General features: G+C 67.1%; 22 protein-coding genes. 10 read left to right on the top strand and 12 right to left on the bottom strand.

What is annotated here, in order from left to right; genetic code table 11:
• Position 1 precedes the first annotated feature (1 nt).
• Positions 2 to 553 (top strand): IniB N-terminal domain-containing protein, encoded by a 552-nt coding sequence (locus ACWW36_RS11355; protein WP_456141630.1) that lies wholly within the window; start codon positions 2 to 4, stop codon positions 551 to 553.
• Positions 554 to 612: 59 nt separating this feature from the next.
• Positions 613 to 2,097 carry a dynamin family protein gene (locus ACWW36_RS11360; protein ID WP_456141631.1) on the top strand — a complete coding sequence of 495 codons (1,485 nt, stop codon included), beginning with the start codon at positions 613 to 615 and terminating at the stop codon, positions 2,095 to 2,097.
• A 98-nt stretch (positions 2,098 to 2,195) separates the two neighbouring features.
• Here the strand turns inward: ACWW36_RS11360 and ACWW36_RS11365 are convergent, their stop codons facing one another.
• From ACWW36_RS11365 to ACWW36_RS11380, 4 genes are read right to left on the bottom strand one after another with little or no spacing between them, the layout of a single operon-like run.
• Positions 2,196 to 2,705: a hypothetical protein gene (locus ACWW36_RS11365; protein WP_456141632.1), complete on the bottom strand. Its 510-nt coding sequence runs from the start codon at positions 2,703 to 2,705 to the stop codon at positions 2,196 to 2,198.
• 19 nt (positions 2,706 to 2,724) lie between these two features.
• On the bottom strand, positions 2,725 to 3,192 hold the full coding sequence (locus ACWW36_RS11370; protein ID WP_456141633.1) for a hypothetical protein: 468 nt from the start codon (positions 3,190 to 3,192) through the stop codon (positions 2,725 to 2,727).
• 39 nt (positions 3,193 to 3,231) lie between these two features.
• Entirely contained in the window at positions 3,232 to 4,173 is a 942-nt protein-coding gene (locus ACWW36_RS11375) for an LLM class F420-dependent oxidoreductase (protein ID WP_456142450.1), read from the bottom strand.
• 23 nt (positions 4,174 to 4,196) lie between these two features.
• On the bottom strand, positions 4,197 to 4,637 hold the full coding sequence (locus tag ACWW36_RS11380) for a winged helix-turn-helix transcriptional regulator (RefSeq protein ID WP_456141634.1): 441 nt from the start codon (positions 4,635 to 4,637) through the stop codon (positions 4,197 to 4,199).
• A gap of 120 nt (positions 4,638 to 4,757) precedes the next feature.
• Here ACWW36_RS11380 and ACWW36_RS11385 point away from each other — a divergent pair, with 120 nt between their 5' ends.
• Complete coding sequence (locus tag ACWW36_RS11385; protein ID WP_456141635.1) at positions 4,758 to 5,675, top strand: NADP-dependent oxidoreductase; 918 nt, start codon at positions 4,758 to 4,760, stop codon at positions 5,673 to 5,675.
• A gap of 4 nt (positions 5,676 to 5,679) precedes the next feature.
• Here the strand turns inward: ACWW36_RS11385 and ACWW36_RS11390 are convergent, their stop codons facing one another.
• From ACWW36_RS11390 to ACWW36_RS11410, 5 genes are all read right to left on the bottom strand, one after another.
• A complete protein-coding gene (locus ACWW36_RS11390; protein ID WP_456141636.1) occupies positions 5,680 to 6,303 on the bottom strand; it encodes a TIGR03085 family metal-binding protein in 624 nt (207 codons plus the stop codon).
• A 12-nt stretch (positions 6,304 to 6,315) separates the two neighbouring features.
• Complete coding sequence (locus ACWW36_RS11395; RefSeq protein ID WP_456142451.1) at positions 6,316 to 6,822, bottom strand: hypothetical protein; 507 nt, start codon at positions 6,820 to 6,822, stop codon at positions 6,316 to 6,318.
• A gap of 23 nt (positions 6,823 to 6,845) precedes the next feature.
• Complete coding sequence (locus ACWW36_RS11400; protein WP_456141637.1) at positions 6,846 to 7,565, bottom strand: oxygen-binding di-iron domain-containing protein; 720 nt, start codon at positions 7,563 to 7,565, stop codon at positions 6,846 to 6,848.
• Between the two features lie 77 nt (positions 7,566 to 7,642).
• On the bottom strand, positions 7,643 to 7,864 hold the full coding sequence (locus ACWW36_RS11405) for a hypothetical protein (RefSeq protein ID WP_456141638.1): 222 nt from the start codon (positions 7,862 to 7,864) through the stop codon (positions 7,643 to 7,645).
• A 21-nt stretch (positions 7,865 to 7,885) separates the two neighbouring features.
• Positions 7,886 to 8,293 (bottom strand): DUF5709 domain-containing protein, encoded by a 408-nt coding sequence (locus tag ACWW36_RS11410; protein ID WP_456141639.1) that lies wholly within the window; start codon positions 8,291 to 8,293, stop codon positions 7,886 to 7,888.
• 196 nt (positions 8,294 to 8,489) lie between these two features.
• Here ACWW36_RS11410 and ACWW36_RS11415 point away from each other — a divergent pair, with 196 nt between their 5' ends.
• The 3 genes from ACWW36_RS11415 to ACWW36_RS11425 all read left to right on the top strand — a co-directional run bounded on the left by ACWW36_RS11415 (position 8,490) and on the right by ACWW36_RS11425 (position 13,153).
• Positions 8,490 to 8,717: a hypothetical protein gene (locus ACWW36_RS11415; RefSeq protein WP_456141640.1), complete on the top strand. Its 228-nt coding sequence runs from the start codon at positions 8,490 to 8,492 to the stop codon at positions 8,715 to 8,717.
• Between the two features lie 279 nt (positions 8,718 to 8,996).
• Positions 8,997 to 11,615: a helix-turn-helix transcriptional regulator gene (locus ACWW36_RS11420; protein ID WP_456141641.1), complete on the top strand. Its 2,619-nt coding sequence runs from the start codon at positions 8,997 to 8,999 to the stop codon at positions 11,613 to 11,615.
• Between the two features lie 275 nt (positions 11,616 to 11,890).
• Positions 11,891 to 13,153 carry a PGRS repeat-containing protein gene (locus tag ACWW36_RS11425; RefSeq protein ID WP_456142452.1) on the top strand — a complete coding sequence of 421 codons (1,263 nt, stop codon included), beginning with the start codon at positions 11,891 to 11,893 and terminating at the stop codon, positions 13,151 to 13,153.
• A 10-nt stretch (positions 13,154 to 13,163) separates the two neighbouring features.
• Here the strand turns inward: ACWW36_RS11425 and ACWW36_RS11430 are convergent, their stop codons facing one another.
• Positions 13,164 to 13,739 carry an SHOCT domain-containing protein gene (locus ACWW36_RS11430; RefSeq protein ID WP_456141642.1) on the bottom strand — a complete coding sequence of 192 codons (576 nt, stop codon included), beginning with the start codon at positions 13,737 to 13,739 and terminating at the stop codon, positions 13,164 to 13,166.
• 249 nt (positions 13,740 to 13,988) lie between these two features.
• On the opposite strand from ACWW36_RS11430, the gene dnaK reads away from it, so the two are divergent.
• From dnaK to ACWW36_RS11450, 4 genes are read left to right on the top strand one after another with little or no spacing between them, the layout of a single operon-like run.
• Entirely contained in the window at positions 13,989 to 15,854 is a 1,866-nt protein-coding gene (dnaK, locus tag ACWW36_RS11435) for a molecular chaperone DnaK (protein WP_456141643.1), read from the top strand.
• Entirely contained in the window at positions 15,851 to 16,471 is a 621-nt protein-coding gene (grpE, locus tag ACWW36_RS11440; RefSeq protein WP_456141644.1) for a nucleotide exchange factor GrpE, read from the top strand. The genes dnaK and grpE overlap by 4 nt, the downstream gene beginning before the upstream one ends.
• Positions 16,472 to 16,508: 37 nt before the next feature.
• Positions 16,509 to 17,675, top strand: coding sequence for a molecular chaperone DnaJ (dnaJ, locus tag ACWW36_RS11445; protein ID WP_456141645.1), 1,167 nt, complete (start codon positions 16,509 to 16,511; stop codon positions 17,673 to 17,675).
• A complete protein-coding gene (locus ACWW36_RS11450; protein WP_456141646.1) occupies positions 17,675 to 18,061 on the top strand; it encodes a heat shock protein transcriptional repressor HspR in 387 nt (128 codons plus the stop codon). The genes dnaJ and ACWW36_RS11450 overlap by 1 nt, the downstream gene beginning before the upstream one ends.
• A gap of 77 nt (positions 18,062 to 18,138) precedes the next feature.
• Here ACWW36_RS11450 and ACWW36_RS11455 read toward each other — a convergent pair whose 3' ends face one another.
• Both ACWW36_RS11455 and ACWW36_RS11460 read right to left on the bottom strand, forming a co-directional pair.
• Positions 18,139 to 19,041: an aldose 1-epimerase gene (locus ACWW36_RS11455; RefSeq protein ID WP_456141647.1), complete on the bottom strand. Its 903-nt coding sequence runs from the start codon at positions 19,039 to 19,041 to the stop codon at positions 18,139 to 18,141.
• Between the two features lie 20 nt (positions 19,042 to 19,061).
• Positions 19,062 to 20,228, bottom strand: a complete 1,167-nt coding sequence (locus ACWW36_RS11460; RefSeq protein ID WP_456141648.1) for an FAD-binding oxidoreductase — start codon at positions 20,226 to 20,228, stop codon at positions 19,062 to 19,064.
• Positions 20,229 to 20,233: the final 5 nt, after the last annotated feature.

Below are 20,233 nucleotides of genomic sequence, written 5' to 3' on the forward strand. Positions count from 1 at the left end.
CATGTCGATCCTCGATTTCACGACGGACCTGTTCCGAGATCCGACCAATCTGCGCTCGTTCGTCGACAACCCCGACAAGGCCCTGAACGACGCGGGACTGACCGACGCGACCCCGGGGCAGGTCCACGATCTGCTTCCCGTGGTCGCCGAGTCGATGCCGCCGGACCACCCGTTGCAAACCGTCGTTCACTCGCTGGATCCCGTTGCGGCGCTGCAACAATTGGACTTCGACGAACATCAGCACCACCACGCGACCTCCATCATCGACAAGGTGCTCGCCCCCGCCGAATGCCGGCCCGACGACCATGACGACGATCACCAGACGATCCACGTCGGCAACTGGAACGTCGCGGCTGACGTCGACAAGGCGCTCGGGGAGGTCAACCCGTTCTCACCCCAGGCTGACAACGGCCTCGGCGACGACCAAGCTGACGCGGCAGACCACTACCCCGACCCGGCCGACGACCACTTCCACGATCACGACCACGCCCTGGACGACCACCCGGTCGCCCTCGATATCAGCGCTCTCGCTTGGGGCAAGGCCATCGAGTGAGGCTGTGGCGCTTAAGCTGGAGCTTCCGCTGAGTGGGAGGACGGCCGAGGTAGCGCCACATGAGCACGAGCGATCAGGTGCGCGCGATCCTTGGCGGGACCATTCAGGCGTACCGCAACGATCCGGCCTATCGCCATCGCCCCGATGTGCACAACGAGCTCGAGCGCATCGGATGGCGGCTCAACCAGCCGATCCGCATCGCCCTGGCAGGCACGCTGAAGGCCGGTAAATCGACTCTGGTGAATGCGCTTGTGGGCGAGGACATCGCGCCGACCGACGCCACCGAGGCCACGCGCATCGTCACCTGGTTCCGGCACGGCCCGACCCCGAAGGTGACCGCCAACCACCGCGGCGGCCGACGCTCCAACGTCCCGATCGCTCGCGACGGCGGGCTGACATTCGACTTCGCCAGCCTCGACCCCGAGGACGTCGCCGACCTCGACGTGGAATGGCCTGCCGCCGAGCTGATCGACACCACGATCATCGACACACCAGGGACGTCGTCGCTGAACCGCGACGTCTCTCAGCGGACACTGCGCTTGCTGGTGCCCGAGGACGGCGTGCCGCGCGTCGACGCTGTGGTGTTCCTGCTGAGGACACTGAACGCGGCGGATATCGCGCTGCTCAAGCAGATTGGCGAGCTGGTCGGCGGGTCGGCGGGCGCGCTGGGCGTGATCGGGGTGGCGTCGCGCGCCGACGAGATCGGCGCGGGCCGCATCGACGCGATGCTGTCGGCCAAGGATGTCGCCAAGCGGTTCACGGCCGAAATGGACAAGACGGGTATCTGCCAGGCCGTCGTCCCGGTCTCCGGTCTGCTCGCGCTGACCGCCCGCACCTTGAGGCAGAGCGAGTTCGTCGCGCTGGAAAAGCTCGCCGGGGTGGACGCCGCCGAGCTCACCAAGGCCATGCTGTCCGTGGACCGTTTTGTGCGTGAGGACGATTCACTTCCGGTGGATGCCGCCACTCGGGCCGCGCTGCTGGACCGGTTCGGCATGTTCGGCATCAGAATTTCGATCGCGGTGTTGCGCGCCGGTGTCAGCGATTCGGTGGCGCTGGCCGACGAGTTGCTTGAACGCAGCGGCCTTGTCGCGTTGCGCGACGTCATCGACCAGCAGTTCGCGCAGCGCTCGGACTTGCTGAAGGCGCACACCGCGCTGCTGTCGCTGCGGCAGTTCGTGCAGAACAACCCGATCTACGCGACGCGCTACATCATCGCCGACATCGACCCGCTGCTCGCCGACACGCATGCCTTCGAGGAGCTTCGCCTGTTGAGCGCATTGCGTTCGCGCCCAACGACTTTGAACGAAGACGAGATGGCGTCGCTGCGGCGGATCATCGGCGGCTCGGGCACCGACGCGGCCAGCAGGCTCGGCTTGCAGCCCGACGCTCCGTACGACGGGCCGAGGGCCGCGTTCGCTGCGGCTCAACGCTGGCGGCGCCGCGCCGACCACCCGCTCAACGACCCGTTCACCACGCGCGCCTGCCGTGCCGCGGTGCGCAGCGCCGAAGCATTGGTCGCCGAGTACGCCGCTCGAGGACGCTAGGTCGAGCGCACCGGCTCGTTGACTCTGCGCTGAGGGCGTGACTCTCTCGCACTTTTGCGCCCTGTACGCAGAGTGAATGGAAGGCGGCCGCGACGACCTCAGCCGCCGGGCAGGGTCGGCGGCAGCGTGATGGTCTGCGTCACCGTGCTGGTGCTCGTACTCGTGCTGACGCTCGTACTGACGCTTGTCGTTGTCGTCGTCGTGGTGGTCGTTGTCGTCGGTTCGGTCGTCGTCGTTGTGGTGGTTGTCGTGGTCGGCTCCGTGGTGGTCGGCTCGGCCGTCGTGGTGGTGGTGGTCGTCGTCGGAGTGGCCGACCGTGATGTTGTGGTCAGAGGCGTCAGGCTGGTCGGGGTCTTCGTGGACGTGCCGCCCGTGAGCAGCTCGGCCAGGCCCCACACGATGAGCGCGATGACCACCGCGCCGAGCGCACCGAACGCCACCAGTGCGGCGGGCTTGCGGTACCAGGGGACGGGTTCGCCGGGTTCGCCAGGAGGTGGGCCGGGCGGGCCGGGCGGTTCGCCGTAGCCGCCCCGATCGCCGTAGTTGGAGTAGGCGGTCGGCTCTTGGTTGGAAAAGTCGTTGGGGTCGGGAGGTCCGTAGCGCGCCACGGGCACTGATAGTAAGCGCTCAGGGCTGCGGATAGAGCGTGCGCGTCACATTCGTGCGTGGCCCGCGTCGGGTGGGGCTCGGCGTCGACCCGTCCCCGCCGGGCGGTGTGTACGGCTTGGTCCATGCGGTTCGCGTGGGGGGCGAGACGTCGCTGCTGCTCGACGTGTCCGAGGACGAGGTGGGGGATTCTGAGGACGGGTTGATGTCGCTGGTGATCGGCGGGCTGGTGCTGGTGATCGTCGCGGTCGTGGTCGGCGTCGAGGGCCCGGTGGCGGTCGCCGAGAACGACGGCTCGACGAAGTTCAGCGGGGCTTGGTCCGGCTCGTTGAATTGGCGGCTGACGAACGTCACGGCGGCGATCAGGATCCCGATCGCTGCGAGGCCGGCGACGCTGGCGCCGACGACGGCGGATGTGCGGTAGTGCCAGGGCGTCGGCGACGGCGTGTCGTCTTCGCCGTCGTAGTCGTCGAGGTCCTGGCGGGCCATGGCGACCGATAGTAGCCCTGGCCTGCGCGTCGGCGCCGGTCAGCTGAACTGAGGGACGACCTGGCCAGCGACAAACTCCACGTGGTCCAGGTCGGACATGTCGAGCACCTGCAGGTACACCCGTTGCACGCCGGCTTCTATATAGACGCCGAGTTTGTCGGCGATCTCCGCGGGTGTGCCGACCACAGGCGAATTGCTACGCAGCTCGTCGACCTCCCGGCCGATAGCGGCTGCGCGCCTGGCGATCTCGGCGTCATCTTTTCCGGCGCACACCACGAACGCCGCCGAGTAGGTCAGCGAGTCCTGGCGCCGCCCGGCGTCCGACAGCGCCGAGGCGACCCGCTCGTATTGCGTTTTAAGGACGTCGAGCGGTGCGAACGGGATGTTGAACTCGGCGGCGAATTCAGCCGCGAGCGCCGGAGTGCGCTTGGCGCCTCCGCCACCGATGATGATCGGCGGATGCGGTGTTTGCGCGGGTTTGGGTAAGGCGGGGGATTCCACCACGCTGTAGTGCGTGCCGGAATAGTCGAACTTCTCGCCGACGGGTGCGGTCCACAGTCCGGTGATGATGTGCAGCTGCTCGGTGAGCCGGTCGAATCGTTCGCCCAGCGGCGGGAACGGGATCGCGTATGCCTGGTGTTCGGCCTCGAACCAGCCGGCGCCGATGCCCAATTCCACACGGCCACCGCTCATTTCGTCGACCTCGGCGACGGAGATCGCCAGCGGGCCGGGATGACGGAAGGTCGCAGAGGTGACCATCGTGCCCAGCCGGATCGACGACGTCTCACGCGCGATGCCGGCAAGCGTCACCCACGAGTCCGTCGGGCCGGGCAGGCCGTCTCCGCTCATCGCGAGGTAATGGTCGGACCGGAAAAACGCCGAATAGCCCGCGGCCTCGGCCGCGCGTGCGACCGCGAGTTGATCGGCGTATGTGGCGCCCTGCTGGGGTTCGACGAAGACGCGAAAATCCACGACCGCCAGCCTAGAGGTGCGGCTCGAGGGTTTCAGCGCACGCGGTCGTCGTACTCCTGGCGGTTGGCCAGCACCTCGTCCATGTGTGCCTCGGCCCACCCCTTGATGTCGCGCATCACTTGGTGCAGAGAGAGGCCGAGCCCGGTCAGCTCGTAAGTGACCGTCACCGGCACGGTCGGCGTCACGGTGCGGGTGACGAGGCCGTCGCGCTCGAGGGACCGCAACGTTTGGGTGAGCATTTTCTGGCTGACCCCGGCAAGCCGGTGCGACAGCTCGGAGTAGCGCATCGCCCGTGGTTCGCCGGCGCAGTCGGCACCCGGGTGGGGGCCGCCGCTGCCGAGCGCGGCGAGGATCAGCGCGACCCACTTGTCGGAGATCCGGTCGAGCAGCTGTCGGCTGGGGCAGCCGGCGAGAAACGCGTCGTAGTCGGCCTTCGCTTGGGCCCGTTTCTGGGCTGCCGTCGTCGTTGGCACGACCGCTCCTTCCTACCGCGGGGTGACCTACGCACTTTGAAGTGCGTACTTCCTGATAGAAAGTTACTCGCCAACAGTGGGGTTGGACAACCACAGAAGACCAACTGAGAGGAGTCAATCATGAGCACCCCCACATTCCGAGCCGCAGTCGTTCGCACCCCTGCCGGACCCGACTCGATTGAGATCATCGACGTTCCTGTCGTCGAGCCCGGGCCAGGCCAGGTCCGAGTGCGTATCGCGGCCGCCTCGGTCAACCCTGTCGACCTCGCGGTCGCGGGCGGCGTCTTCCACGGCATGGGGCTGGTCCACCAGCCTGATCACACCGGGCTTGGGTGGGACTTCTCGGGCACCGTCGTCGCGACCGGTCCGGACGTGGACCTGGCCGTCGGCACCCGGGTCGCCGGTTTGGTTGACGGCTTTGACCGCGACTTCGGTACCTACGCCGAGCAGCTCGTCGTGTCCGCCGCAGACCTCGCCGTCGTGCCCGACGGACTGGACCTGGTCGCGGCGTCGACGGTGCCGCTCAACGGGCTGGCGGCGGCCCAGATCCTCGATCTGCTCGGTGATGCGCCGAGCGACGGCAACCGGCTGTTGGTGACCGGTGCGGCCGGCGCGGTCGGGGCGTACGTCGCGTCGCTGGCGCGCAACCGCGGCTGGCAGGTGACCGGTCTGGCCCGAGCCCAGGACGAGGAGTTCGTCTGGGGCCTCGGCGTCGACTTCACCACTGGCGCCGAACCCGGTTGGGACGCCGTTGCCGACGCCGCCTCGTTGCAGGACCAAGCCCTGGCCCTAGTCCGCGACGGTGGAACGTTCGTCGGCGTCAAGCCGAACGCCGGGCCTGCCGCCGAACGCGGGATCACCGTGGCTGCCGTGGTCGCACACCCCGACGGCCATCAGTTGGCAGACCTGCTCGAACGGACCGCGTCCGGTGAGTTGCCGACCCGGGTACACAAGGCCGTGCCGCTGGACCGAGTCGCCGACGCCCACCGGGAGGTGGCCAAGGGCGGCGTGCGCGGTCGCTACGTGCTCACGCCGTGATCGGCTAGAGCCCGCGCCGGCTTGCGCGAACCGCGTCGACGATCGCGGCCTCACCATCGAAATCCAGGCGTACCGCGTCGCGGCCGGAGATGAACAGCAGCAGCTCGGCCGGTTCGCCGGTGATGGCCAGCCCCGGTCCTCGGCCTACGGTCGCCAGCTCCTTGCCCTGCGGCGTGCGCAGCGACACCGTCGCAGGCGCCTTGGCCAAGGTGAGGCGGGCCATGAGGGAAAGCCCGCGGCCTAGGGCCTTCACCGTCGCGTCGTCGAGTGGCCTTGGCTCCCAATTGGATTGGGCGCGACGAACATCCTCGTGGTGGATGAACATCTCGCCCATGTTCGCCACCGGGTCGAGAATCTTGAACGGCGAATACAGCGGCGGCCCTGACGCGACCTTGTCCAGTAGCTCGTCCCAGTCGTTGTCGGCGGTGACCTGGCGCTGAACCTTCTCGGTGTAGCCGGCGAGAAACGGCACCATGACGCCGGCCGTGGCATCCAGTCGACGTTCGCGCACCACCAGGTGGGCGGCGAGGTCGCGGGTGGTCCAGTCGCCACACAGTGTGGGCGCGTCGGGACCGACGGAGCGCATGGTCTCTACGAGTGCGGCGCGTTCGCGTTGTGCTGCGGTCATTTTCAGAACTCCCTAGAACGCTTGGACACCGTCGACGGCGACGGTCATGCCGTGACCGGTCTGGTTGTTGGTGAAGCGGGTGCCGTCTTCGCCCGCGTCGATGGTCCAGCCCACGGCCGAATAGGTGCGGTAGTCGAGCGTGACGGCCGGGATATCACCCAAATTGCCTACCAGCCAAGTGACTTCGCCGTTGGCGCTCAGCCGCACGCCGTTGGCGTGCATGCCGTTCATCATCGGCGAATTGGTGAACGCCGACTCGCAGCCGACCTCGTCGGTGCTGAGCTGGCAGCGGGTCTTGCCCGACTTCGTTTCGATGAACACGTAGCCGTTCTCCGGTGGCAGCACCTCCGCACCGGGCGTGGGCTGATGCGTCGGCGTGATCGTGTGTGGCGGCGCGGCGGTCGGCATGCTGGGGCGGCTGGTCGGAAAACTGGGTTCGGTGGGCGATTGCGGGCTGGGCACCGGGTTTCCCTCGATGTTGGACTGGCAGCCCGATAGCAGCGCGGCCGCCGCCAGCATGCAGGCCACCGGTGACCGTGCTTTCACTCAGCGCCCGCCAGCGCCGCGTACCCGTCGGCCAACGACCGCAACTGTGCGGCCCCGTCGCCGGTGTAGGACGACCCGTGCATGATCGCCAGCGTAGCGGGGTTCAGGTCGGCCAACTGCTGAAGGGTCGGGCCGAGGTTGGTGGTCAGGCCCGTCGCATGGAAGAGCGCTTCGGCCTCCAATGCCGGTGCCACACAGTCGGATTCGGTTATCGCAGGGCATTGTCCGGTATGGGTGAGTATGTCGCCGGCAAGCAGCGTCGACGTCGTCTCGTCGAACCACAGCGCGGCTTCCCAGTTGTGCGGCACGTGCGGAGTGGGGATGAAGCGCAGCCGGTGCCCGCCGATGTCGTGGACGCCGTCTTCCGGGGCCACCACGGGTGGGCGGTCGCACAAGTCGATCAGCGACACCATGCACGCCAGCGCACCGTGGATGACTTCCGCGTTGGGCGCGGCGTCGAGCATCAGGTTCATCGCTCCGCATTCGTCGGCCTCAACATGGCCGAACGAGATCCAGCGAAGCTTCTCCAGCGGCATCACCCGGTTGATGGCCTCCGACACCAGCGGGAACAACTGCCGGTGCCCGCAGTGGAACAGGAACGGCTCGTCCCCGGTGAGCAGGAACTGGTTGAACGTGAAGCCCTGCTCGCTGACGTCGGGAACCCAGGTGGACAACCGGTAGATGTCGGTGCCGATCTCGTCGACTTTGGTTTCCATGGGCTCCATCGTGCGCCGATTTCTGCACCATGTCGTGGTTTCGGCGGCTGTTCAGAGCGCGATGAGCCTGACGTCCGTCATTGCCATTTGAGATCTCCGTCCAGCGATCGGGCATCTTCGTCACGCTGATCCGAGGCGCGCGTATCGATCGTGACTTCCTGCCAATACGCGGGACTGTAGAGATGGATGTCTTTTCCGCTGTTCACTCGCAGCACTCCGCCGGGAAGCACTTGATAGGTGGCGTCGTCCGAAGACTCGTCGTCCTCATCGTGATCTTTGAGTTGTATCCACATCTTCATGATCGATGCTCCTCTGAGCGGTCACCCTCGCTCTTCGATGATGTGAACCGCAGCTTCCTCAGCGGAAGCTGCGCCTCCGCTGATGCCGACGTCATCGGCGACAAGTTCTGCCTCGGTGTCTTCGCCGAACCCCATGTCCGGCGCGATAAGTCGCCCCGCACGAGCGTCTCCGACCTCGCGCCGCGCCGGAAATTCGGCGTCACGCTCGGAATCGTCGGACCGTTGTTGTTCGTCCTTGTCGAGCAGGACGTCTATCCGCGACGCGGGATCTTGCTCTTCCTCCGCGAGAAGCTGGTCGAGGCTTTCCGACGGTCCGAACGCGCCCCTGCCATACGGTCGCTCGGGCGGCGAGTATCCCTCGTCGAGCACATCGTCGATGCCGCGGTCGATGAGGGTGTCCTCTGGCTGAAGCTGGTTCTCGTTGTCCACGGTTTCGATACTCGACGGGGGCGACCACGCGCTGTAGGGCCGTTCGTCCTTCGAGGCAGCGACGTTTGGACCCGGCGTCCGGTTGCAGGAATTCAGTAAATTACGCCAGAAACATGTGATCGGTAATGGGTGTTCGGCCGTTGTACTAGTAGACGCGTATTAACGACCGCGAACCGACATTTATCAGGAGCTTGTGATGGGCCGGAAGGCGACGACCTACCAGGTGACTGATCTGCTGCGCGACAGCCGCTCCGCGCGTGTCGGGTGCGACCAGATCGCTTCCACGGTCTCGCGATGGTTGGCCGAACTGGGCGCCGACAGTCCGCTGGTCGAGGACCTCGCCCGCGCGGTGCAGACGGGCGACTGGGCTGCCGCCCACGCGTTCGCCGAGTACTTGTCCATCGACGTGGCCGTCGCTGCCTAGTGCGTATGCGAAACGGCTCAGGGATTGGGACGCGTCGCCGTGCATTTCCTTCGAGGTTGCTGTGAGATGCGGTCGGTCGGAGCGCGGGCGGACGGTTGCCGGGCTAGGCTCGTCGCCGCATCCTGACCCGATGACGGTGCGGTGATGCCCGTGGCTGGCCGCCCGCCGCACACTCACTGCGTACTGTGCTGGACTGTCCTCCCCGGCGCACCAGGAGATTTCCGCATATTGGCCCAAATGCGCGGCCTGGGAAGTTGTTCCGAGGAGGGCTGAGGGCCGATGGAACGTCTGCTCGAGCGCGACGCGGTGCTGGCCGACCTGGATCGTTGCCGGCGCGCCGCGCGTGCTTCGGGGCGGGTGGTGTTGCTGCGGGGGGAGGCCGGCGTCGGCAAGACCGCGGTCATCGGCCGGTTTGTCGCCGGCCTGGAACAGAGGATCCGGGTCCTGCGGGGGTGGTGCGATGCGCTAGCCACGCCGCGGCCGTTGGGCCCGCTGATCGACATGCTCTCCGACATCTCGGACGAACAGGCGACCCGCCTGCGAGCGGCGATCGACGCCGGTGATAGCGAAGCGATCTACACCCGGCTGGTGGGCATGTTCGGCCAAGGAGCCCTTTGGGTGTGCGTCATCGAAGATGTGCACTGGGCCGATGGCGCCACCCTGGATCTTCTGCGGTTTCTGACCCGCCGGATCGACGCGCTGCCGCTGCTGCTGTTGGTGTCCTACCGCGATGACGAGATCGGCGACCAGCACCCGTTGGCCGTGCTGCTGGGTGATTTGGCCACCTCGGCCGCGGTGACACGGATCGGGCTGGCCCCGCTCAGCCCGCCGGCGGTGGCCAAGCTGTCCGCCGGTAGCGGGGTCAACGCCGATGCGTTGTATCGGCTCACCGGCGGCAACCCGTTCTATGTCACCGAGGTCCTTTCTGCCGGTCCCGACGTGCTGATCCGAGATGCTTTGCCTAGCAGTGTGTCTGAGGCCGTGTGGGGCAGGCTCGCCCGGTTGTCGACAGCCGGTCGCGAGGTGGCGCAGGCGACAGCGGTGTGTGGACCGCGGGTCAACCCCGAACTCGTGCAATCGGTATGCGCCGACTCGGCGGCCGCACTGACCGAATGCGTGAACGCCGGGGTGCTGGTCGCAGAAGCGGACGCGATCGGCTTCCGCCACGAGCTGGCCCGCCGCGCGACCGTCGACAAGATCCCCGAATACCAGCGCCGACTGTTGCACAAACGGGCATTGACCGTGTTGGCCGAACCGCCGATCGACCCGGATGTGCTGGGAGCGTTGGCTTTTCATGCCGATCAAGCTGGCGAACACGACGATGTCATTCGTTACGCCCCGGCCGCTGCCGAGCGGGCTCTCGCGTTGGGCGCCAACCGCGAGGCCGCCGAGCTGTACACATTGGCGCTGCGATACGCCGACACCGTCGCCGATGACCAGAAGGTGATTTGGTTGGAGCAACACGGGTTCAGCAGCTATTTGAGCGGGCTCACCGCCGCCTCCGCGCAGTCGTATCGCGACGCAAGCACGCTGCGCCACAAGCTGGGTGATCGGCTTGGGGAGGGTGACGACCTTCGATATCTATCGCACATGTTGTGGCCGCTGGGCCGCACCACAGAGGCGCTTGAGGTGGGCCGGATGTCGGTCGAGCTTCTCGAAGACATCGGGCCCTGCCCTCAGCTGGCCTGGTCGCTTGCCAATCTCGCGGAGCTGGCCGCCTTCGGTTACGACCCACGGTGCAGTGAATATGCGGCTCGGGCCATAGCCGTGGGCACCCAGCTCGGCGATCCCGCCGTGGTGGCGCGGGCGCGCTGCTACACGGCGCTGGCCAAAGTCGCGCAGGGCGATACCGGTTGGAATGAGCTCGAGGCGGCCTGGCTCGATGCCAGGGCTGTGGAGGAAGGGTTTGCACACGCCGGCATCATCGGGGCGATCCTCTGCTGGTTCGCCGTCTTACATCACCGCCTCGATCGTGCACAGAACTACATCAGCGAAACCGCCGCCTACTGCGCTGCCCACGGCCTCGACCAGTACTACCCATTCGCGACCGGGTCGGCCGCCGCGGTCGCGTTACACCGCGGGGATTGGGCAAACGCACTCGCATTCGCCGACGACGTGCTGACTCGGCCGGCTCTGGCCCCGATGCACCGAATCTTGCCGCTGATCAGCGCGGCCTTGGTCCGTGCGCGGCGTGGAGAGCAACCCGTGGCCAGGCTGCTGGACGAGGCGCTGGCAGCCGCCGAACCCGATGACCTGTTTCGCCTCGGGGTGGTCTGGGCCGCCCGCGCCGAGGCATCTTGGCTGGCTGGCGACGATGGAACCGCCCGCGCCGAAGCGCAGGCTGGGCTGGGTGCGGCCACTGAAAACGCCGATCCGTGGCTGGTCGGTCAGCTGCGCCGCTGGGCACACCTGACCGGCGGCCCACTCGATGATGCGCCAGTGATCGACACCGTCAGCCCCTACCGACTCGAAATCAGCGGGGAGTGGCAGGCCGCAGCCGACGAATGGATTCGCCTCGGCTGCCCCTACGACGCCGCCATCGCCCAACTCGGCGGTGACATTGCCGCCGTCCAGGCCGCGCTGGAGACTTTCCGGCGCCTGGGCGCCCGCGCCGCGGCGCGCCGCGCCCAGCAGCGCCTCGCTCAACTGCGTGGACGCACCCCCAGCGCGCGACGCGCCGACACCCTCGCAGACCCGGATGGATTGACGCGACGGGAACGTCAGGTCCTCGAGCTGCTTGCCAGCGGGCGCAGCGACGCCCAGATCGCCGCCGAACTGCATATCAGCCCCAAGACCGCCGGCTCTCACGTCGGCTCGATCCTGCGCAAACTCGGAGTGCGCAACCGCATTCAGGCCGCCACCCATGCGCTGAAACGCCATTCCGTGCCGCCGACCTGACAAACCGCGTCAGATCGCAAAATGCGGAAGATTCCCGATGCTTTGCGCGCACCCGGCCTCGCACACTGGCCACGACGTGAGCAACATCAGGAGGGCTGGCGATGCAGAAGAAGACGCGTCCGTTGGCGGCAGCGGCGGCGGCCATCGGCGGTGCGGGCCTCGTTGTGACCATTCCAGCCGCAGCGTTACTAGCGAACCCGGGCAAAGCGCAGGCTGCGCCAATACCGGGATCGCCGCAATCCACGTTGTTCGGCTGCATTGCCGCACCCGCAACGATGGGCGGCACCTGCCCAGCGGGTGCGGCGCCAAGCTCGTTGGTTTCGGCGAGCACACTTGCCGATCCATTCACCGATGGCTTCATTGATCTATTCGGTGCGATCCCGGGCGTCAACATCTTCATCAGCAACGGTGCCGACGGCACTGCGGCGCATCCCGATGGTTTCAACGGCGGCCTTCTGATTGGCAGTGGAGGTGCCGGCTACAGCCCGACCACACCCGGTGCCAACGGCGGTAACGGGGGCGCGGCGGGACTCGTCTTCGGCAGTGGCGGTGCCGGTGGCAACGGCGCCGACGGGGACGGCATGCACAACGGCGGAAAGGGCGGAAACGGCGGCGCGGGAGCGTTTTTCATCGGCGACGGCGGAGCGGGAGGTAACGGCGGTAACGGTGGCGCGGGCGCCAACGGCGTCAACCTCACTACGACGAACACGGCCGGGTACGACCCAACGACCCTCAACGACGGGATGGACGGCGCGGGCCTGCAAAACGGCGGCGACGGCGGTTTTTCGCAATCCTCCGGCGGCAATGGCGGTAACGGCGGACCCCTTGGCGGTAACGGCGGTAATGGCGGCCCCGCTTTGAACGGCAACGGCGGCGCGGGCGGCGACGCCCTCGCCTCCGGCGGCAATGGCGGTAACGGCGGTGACGGCGGCTTCTTTGGCCACGGTGGCGACGGCGGCAACGGCGCGATCGGTGTGAACGGTGACACCGGCACAGCTGGCGGCAACGGCGGTGCTGGTGGGTCCGGCGGATTCATCGCCGGTGTCGGTGGCAACGGGGGCAACGGTGGGGCCGGTGGTGTCGGCGGCTCCGGTGCTGATGGCGGCAATGGCGGCAAGGGTGGCGCCACCTTCAATTCCAACAGCACCGGCGGCAACGGCGGAAACGGTGCCTCTGGAGGATCGGGTGGTGACGGCGGTCCTGGTGGCAACGGCGGCGTCGCCGGTTCCGGTGGACTGGTCGGCGGTAGCGGCGCGCCTGGCTCCGGCGGCCCGGGGGGTTCCGGCGGCGCGGGCGGAACCGGCGGTGTGGGAGGCACCGGTGGTGGCGGTGCGGGGGCCGCCGCCGGCCAGGCCGCGACTGGTGCCTCCGGCACTGGTGGCGCGGGTAGCAACGGCGGAAACGGGGGCAACGGCGGCACCAGTGGCAGCGGCAATGCTGGCGGTACGGGTGGCACCGGAGGCACCGGCGCAGGTTCCACAGGCGCGGCCGGTGGCGCTGGAGGCAACGGAGGAAACGGTGGCAGCGGCAGCGCGTAACACCGCCGCGTCAGCCGCCGAGGATGCTGCGCTTCTGTGCTTCGAACTCCTCGTCGGTGAGTAATCCGCGGTCTTTGAGTGCGGCCAGCCGCTCGAGCCGGTCGACCGGATCGGAGCCCGCATGCATCGCCGACATCGCCTGCTGTTGTATCTCAGCGCCCCGGCGCATCATCTCTGAACGGAAGGTTTCGGGGTTGGCCATCGCCTGACGGACCATGTCGCCCATGGGAATACCCATCACGTCCGCGCCGGCCAGATCGGGCCGCGCAGCCGTGATGGCATCGATCGCGGCGTCAGCCGGAGCCGCCGGCTCTAGTTCGATGCGGCTGTGGCTCTTGGGGTCGTAGCGGACGGCCAGTCTCGTGCCTGGCCGCGGCCTCGTCAGCTGAGGCAGCAACGCATGAACTGTCGCGTCGAACGGCGGCTCGTTGTCGGGTGTCACCCGCAGCCGCAGCGTCCACCGGACCTGCGTGTTGCCGACCAGATTCGAGTTGCCGAACGTGACCGACACAGCGGACTGCTCTGCCTGGACAACATCGGCGAACGCGCGCACACCGACTTCGCTCAGCTTCCTTCGCCCGAACATGCGCCATCCCTCCGACGGACCGTCATCTCGTGAAGTGTCAGACGGGCAGCCGGCGCGGCACATCAGGAGATGTCCCGATTTTTGGTGCCCGATGGCGCCTCGGGAACAAACTCGGAACACCCGCCGTTGTGCACATCGACAGTTGAGTGCCTTAGGCTCAAGTCTGGATTGACAAGGTAGTGTCGGCCAGAGCAGTCTTGAGTGCGGTGCACTCAGACCATATAGAAGGACTATTCAGGAGGAAACACCATGGCTCGTGCGGTCGGAATCGACCTCGGGACCACCAACTCCGTCGTCGCGGTATTGGAGGGTGGCGACCCTGTCGTCGTCGCCAACTCCGAGGGCTCCCGCACCACGCCGTCCGTCGTCGCGTTCGCGCGCAACGGTGAGGTGCTGGTCGGCCAGCCCGCCAAGAACCAGGCGGTGACCAACGTCGACCGGACCATCCGCTCGGTCAAGCGTGAAATGGGCACCGACTGGTCTGTCGAGATCGACGGTAAGAAATACACCGCGCAGGAGATCAGCGCACGCGTGCTGATGAAGCTCAAGCGCGACGCCGAGAGCTACCTCGGCGAGGACATCACCGACGCGGTGATCACCGTCCCCGCCTACTTCAACGACGCTCAGCGGCAGGCCACCAAGGAGGCCGGCCAGATCGCCGGGCTCAACGTGCTGCGCATCGTCAACGAGCCGACCGCAGCGGCGCTGGCCTACGGGCTGGACAAGGGCGAGAAGGAGCAGACCATCTTGGTCTTCGACCTGGGTGGCGGCACATTCGACGTCTCGCTGCTGGAGATCGGTGAGGGCGTCGTCGAGGTCCGCGCCACTTCGGGTGACAACCACCTCGGTGGCGACGACTGGGACGACCGCATCGTTGAATGGCTCGTCGACAAGTTCAAGGGCACGTCGGGCATCGACCTGACAAAGGACAAGATGGCCATGCAGCGGCTGCGTGAAGCCGCCGAGAAGGCCAAGATCGAGCTCTCGAGCTCGCAGAGCACCTCGATCAACCTGCCCTACATCACCGTCGACGCGGACAAGAACCCGCTGTTCCTCGACGAGCAGCTGACCCGCGCCGAATTCCAGCGCATCACCCAGGATCTGCTGGACCGCACGCGCAAGCCGTTCCAGTCGGTGATCGCCGACACCGGCATCTCGGTGTCCGACATCGACCACGTCGTGCTGGTGGGTGGCTCAACGCGTATGCCCGCGGTGACCGAACTGGTGAAGGAACTCACCGGCGGCAAGGAGCCCAACAAGGGCGTCAACCCGGATGAGGTTGTCGCGGTGGGCGCAGCGCTGCAGGCCGGTGTGCTCAAGGGCGAGGTGAAAGACGTTCTGCTACTTGACGTCACACCGCTGTCCCTCGGTATCGAAACCAAGGGTGGCGTGATGACGAAGCTGATCGAACGCAACACCACGATCCCGACCAAGCGCAGCGAGACCTTCACCACGGCCGACGACAACCAGCCGTCGGTGCAGATCCAGGTCTATCAGGGTGAGCGTGAGATCGCCGCGCACAACAAGCTGCTCGGCAGCTTCGAGCTGACCGGCATCCCGCCGGCCCCGCGCGGTGTGCCCCAGATCGAGGTGACGTTCGACATCGACGCCAACGGCATCGTGCACGTCACCGCGAAGGACAAGGGCACCGGCAAGGAGAACACGATCCGAATCCAGGAGGGCTCCGGCCTGTCCAAGGAAGAGATCGACCGGATGATCAAGGATGCCGAGGCGCACGCCGAGGAGGACCGTAAGCGTCGCGAAGAGGCCGACGTCCGCAACCAGGCCGAGTCGCTGGTGTACCAGACGGAGAAATTCGTCAAGGAACAGCGCGAGGCCGAGGGCGGCTCGAAGGTCCCCGAGGACACGTTGGCCAAGGTCGACGCCGCGATCGCCGACGCGAAGCAGGCGCTCGAGGGCACCGACATCGCCGCGATCAAGACCGCGATGGAGAAGCTCGGCGCGGAGTCGCAGGCTCTTGGCCAGGCCCTCTACGAGGCCACCCAGGGCGAGGATGCCGCCAGTGGCGCTGCCGCCGGCGGTGGTTCGGCGGGGTCTTCGCAGGACGACGTCGTGGACGCCGAAGTTGTCGAGGATGACAGGGAGAACAAGTGAGCCAGAACGATTCGCACGAGCCGGTGACCGTCACCGACAAACGGCGTATCGATCCGGTGACCGGCGAAATACGTGAGGCCTCCGGGCCGGCCCCCAGCGGGCCGGCGCCGGGGGAGTTCGCGGGTGAGAGCCCCGAAGAGGCCGGCAAGGCAGCAGAATTGCTCGCCGACCTCCAGCGCGTGCAGGCCGACTTCGCCAACTACCGCAAGCGGTCGTTGCGTGATCAGCAGGTCGCGGCCGACCGGGCCAAGGCCACGGTCATCGCGCAACTGCTTCCGGTGCTCGACGACCTCGACCGGGCCCGCAGCCACGGCGACCTCGAGTCGGGCCCGCTGAAGTCGGTGGCCGACAAGTTGGTGACCGCTCTTGAGGGGCTTGGTCTTTCGCCTTTCGGCGAAGAGGGCGACGAATTCGATCCCGGGCTGCACGAAGCGGTGCAGCACGAGGGCGAAGGCACTCATCCGATCGTCGGGACCGTGATGCGACGCGGCTACAAGGTCGGTGAGCAGGTGGTCCGCCACGCGCTCGTCGGCGTGGTCGACACCGTGCCCGATGCCGAAGAGCCTGCTGACACGCCCGATAAGAGCGACGAGGCGGCTGATCAAGCCGCAGAATGAAACGACAACTAGACAAAAGGTAAGGAGGTGACGCGGTATGGCCCAGCGTGAATGGGTCGAAAAGGACTTCTACAAGGAGCTCGGCGTCTCCTCTGAGGCCAGCGCCGATGAGATCAAGCGGGCCTACCGAAAACTGGCCCGCGATCTTCATCCCGACACCAACCCCGACCCCGCCGCCGCCGATCGATTCAAGGCGGTGTCCGAGGCGCACAGCGTGCTGTCAGATCCGGCCAAGCGCAAGGAGTACGACGAGACCCGTCGGCTGTTCGCCGGGGGCGGCTTCGGCCGTGGCCGGTTCAGCGGCGGCAACTTCGGCGGATTCGGCGGGGACGGTGCCGAGTTCAATCTGAACGACTTGTTCGACGCCGCCGGGCAGACCGGCGGTGCGAACATCGGCGATCTGTTCGGCGGACTGTTCGGTCGCGGCGCGCAGCCGCGTCCAAGCCGGCCGCGCCGAGGCAACGACCTCGAGACAGAAACCGAGCTGTCGTTCATGGAGGCCACCAAGGGCGTGGCGATGCCGCTGCGGCTCACCAGCCCGGCGCCGTGCACGAATTGCCATGGCAGCGGGGCTCGCCCGGGCACCAGCCCGAAGGTCTGCCCGAACTGCAACGGGTCCGGTGTCGTCAGCCGCAACCAGGGCGCGTTCGGATTCTCCGAGCCGTGCACCGAATGCCGGGGCAGTGGCTCGATCATCGAGCACCCTTGCTCCGAGTGCAAAGGCACCGGCGTGACGACGCGCACGCGCACCATCAACGTGCGGATCCCGCCGGGCGTCGAAGACGGCCAACGCATCCGCTTGGCCGGACAGGGCGAGGCTGGACTGCGCGGTGCGCCCTCGGGTGACCTGTATGTGACAGTACATGTCAAGCCCGACAAGGTGTTTGGCCGTGACGGCGATGATCTGACCGTCACCGTTCCCGTCGCCTTCCACGAATTGGCCCTGGGGACAACGCTTTCAGTGCCGACACTCGAGGGCAAGGTCGGTGTGCGGGTGCCGAAGGGCACATCCGACGGCCGCATCCTCCGGGTGCGTGGGCGCGGGGTGCCGAAGCGCTCCGGCGGCCACGGCGACCTGCTCGTCACCGTCAAGGTGGCGGTGCCGCCGAACCTGGAAGGCGAAGCTCAAGACGCGCTGGAGGCCTACGCAAAGGCCGAGCGCGCCAGTGGGTTTGACCCGCGGGCCGGATGGGCGGGTGCGTAATGCCGTCGAAGCGCTCGCAGGACGAGGCCCGTACGTTTCTGATCTCGGTAGCCGCCGAGCTGGCCGGCATGCACGCGCAGACGCTGCGGACATACGACCGGCTCGGCCTGGTCAGCCCGCAGCGCAGCTCGGGCGGTGGCAGGCGCTACTCGCAGCACGACGTCGACCTACTGCGCGAGGTGCAGCGGCTGTCGCAGGACGAGGGCGTGAACCTCGCAGGCATCAAGCGCATCATCGAGTTGACGAATCAGGTTGAGGCGCTTCAGGCCCGCGTGCGCGAACTCGCCGAGGAGCTCGAGCAATCGCGGGCCAGGCAGCGCCGTGACGTCGCGGTCGTGCCGAAGAGTACCGCCGTCGTCGTCTGGCAGCCGCGCAACAAGCGCTAGGGCAGCCGAGTGGCCAGTTATGTCGCGGGCTTGGTGGTTGCCGCGTGTAATAACTTCCCACTCGGCGCCTGACAACGCTATGCGACCTTGATGCGGAACTGCGCGACGGCGGACTCGCCCGGTTTCACCTCGCGGTAGCCGCCACGGCGCAATGCGTCCGTCGGCGCGGCCATCGGTTCGAAGCACACCACGTCGTCGTCGCCGGGCGCGAATACCTGTGTGGCGGTGTAACCCTCGTCGAAATGAACCTCGATGCGACGATTGCCGCCCGACAGGGCGAACGTCGACCCCGGCTGAACATCGTCGAATCCGTCGTCTAAGATCTTGTCGCCCAACGTTTCTGTGGCCGCATCCCGCGGTTCCCCGGCTCCGGTGGGAACGCCCCACGCGTTGACGGGACGGAACCGCATGGCCGGCGTCTCGATCTGCCACTGCGCTCGCGGCACATCGGGCAGCTGCAAATACGGGTGAAAGCCGAAGCACAGCGGCACCCGTGACCCGGTCGTCGCGCTGACCGTGGTCTTCACGGTGAGTGTTCTGTCCTCCAGCGTGACGTCGAGCGTGAGCAGGTGCGGAAAAGGAAATGTGGCGAGCAATCCGGGCCGCGCGGCGAAGTCCAGGTCGGCGGTCAGCTGCGACTCGAGGGCCGTGGTGACCTGCCAGTCGGGATAGCCGGCCAACGTGCCGTGGATCGGCACACCGTGCTGGTCGGTGCGTACACCGCCGGTGCCCGGCGTTAATGTGACGACGGCGCCGTCGACGCCATAGCCGTTGCTGCTCAACCGGTTCGCCCACGGATACAGGATCGGGATGCCCATTGTCTTGTGGTTGGACACGTAGGCTTGCAGGCCGCGGCGCTGGCCGAGTAGTTCCACCCCGCCGTCAGACAGAGACGTGGCGATCATGCCGGCGTTGGGCACGTAGGTCGCGGTCAGCGATGACGACGGGTCGCGCAGCGTGACGAATTCGAATTCGGACACGGTGACGATCCTGCCATGGATCAACTTGCGAGCGGATCGTGTTGTATCCGCTCTTCCAGCGCGCCCTTGGCGATCAGAGCGGCCTTTGTCGCCTCCACCATCTGGGGCCCACCGCAGATCAGAATCTGTCTGTCACCCCAACCGCCGTAACGCGTCACCACCTCGGGCAGCTTGCCCGTCTGCCGCACATGCAAACCGCGGGGTGGCTCAACGTCGGGATATTCGGCGGCCCATGGCGGGTCGGTGTTGTACTCCGACACAGGCGTGACCGACAGCCACGGGTTGGTCGACGCGATCTGCCACAGCGTCTGCAGGTCGTAGAGCTCGCAGGGAAATCGGCCGCCGAAGAACAGGTGCACTCGCGGATTGTCGCCGTATCGGGTCAGGTCCATGATCAGCGTGCGCAGCGGCGCCAGACCGGTGCTGCCCGCGACCATCAGTACGTCGCCGCCGTTGCGGTCGACGTGCATACCCCCGTGTGGGTTGGACAACCTCCACCGGTCGCCGGGCTTCGTCTCGCCGACGATCGCGGTGCTGACCATGCCGCCGGTGACCGAGCGGATGTGAAACTCGATGGCGCCGTTGCGGTCGGCAGGAATCGCCGGGCTCAGGTACCGCCAGCGCCGCGGCCACTGCGGCACCTGAACCGTCACGTATTGGCCTGGGTGGTAGAACAGCGGCCGGTCGAGCTGCATCCGGACCACCGACACGTCACGTGTTGCGCGGATGTGTTCGATGACGGTGCCGTCGCAGAACGGCGGACCCTTGTCTGCATCGGCCGCGCCCCGCATCACGCCGATGATCAGGGTCACTGCATCGCGAGCTGCCTCGGCCAGCTTGTCGTCCCAGCTGTCGATCAAGTGGCTGCGCAGCGTGGTGAGCAGCGACTCGTGCATGGTGTCGTAATGGCCTTGCGTCACACCGTATTTGCGGTGGTCGCGGCCGAGCTGCGCCAGAAACGCGACCGGCTCCTCGGCGCGCTGGGCGATCAATTCGCCGAACAGCCAGGTCATGGCGTGGGCGAAGGCGCTGCGTTGCGCGTCCATATCCGGCGGGAACAGGTCGCGCGCCGACAAGTCGAGGGCGAACCAGTGCGTGTAGAACTGCCGGATCAGGTCATCGGAGCCCAACGCGGGGTCGACCGCGTCGCGCAGCATGCGCAGCGCGTCACGGTCGTCGAGTCCCACGCCGC

It is taken from the genome of Mycobacterium sp. MMS18-G62 (assembly GCF_053877835.1).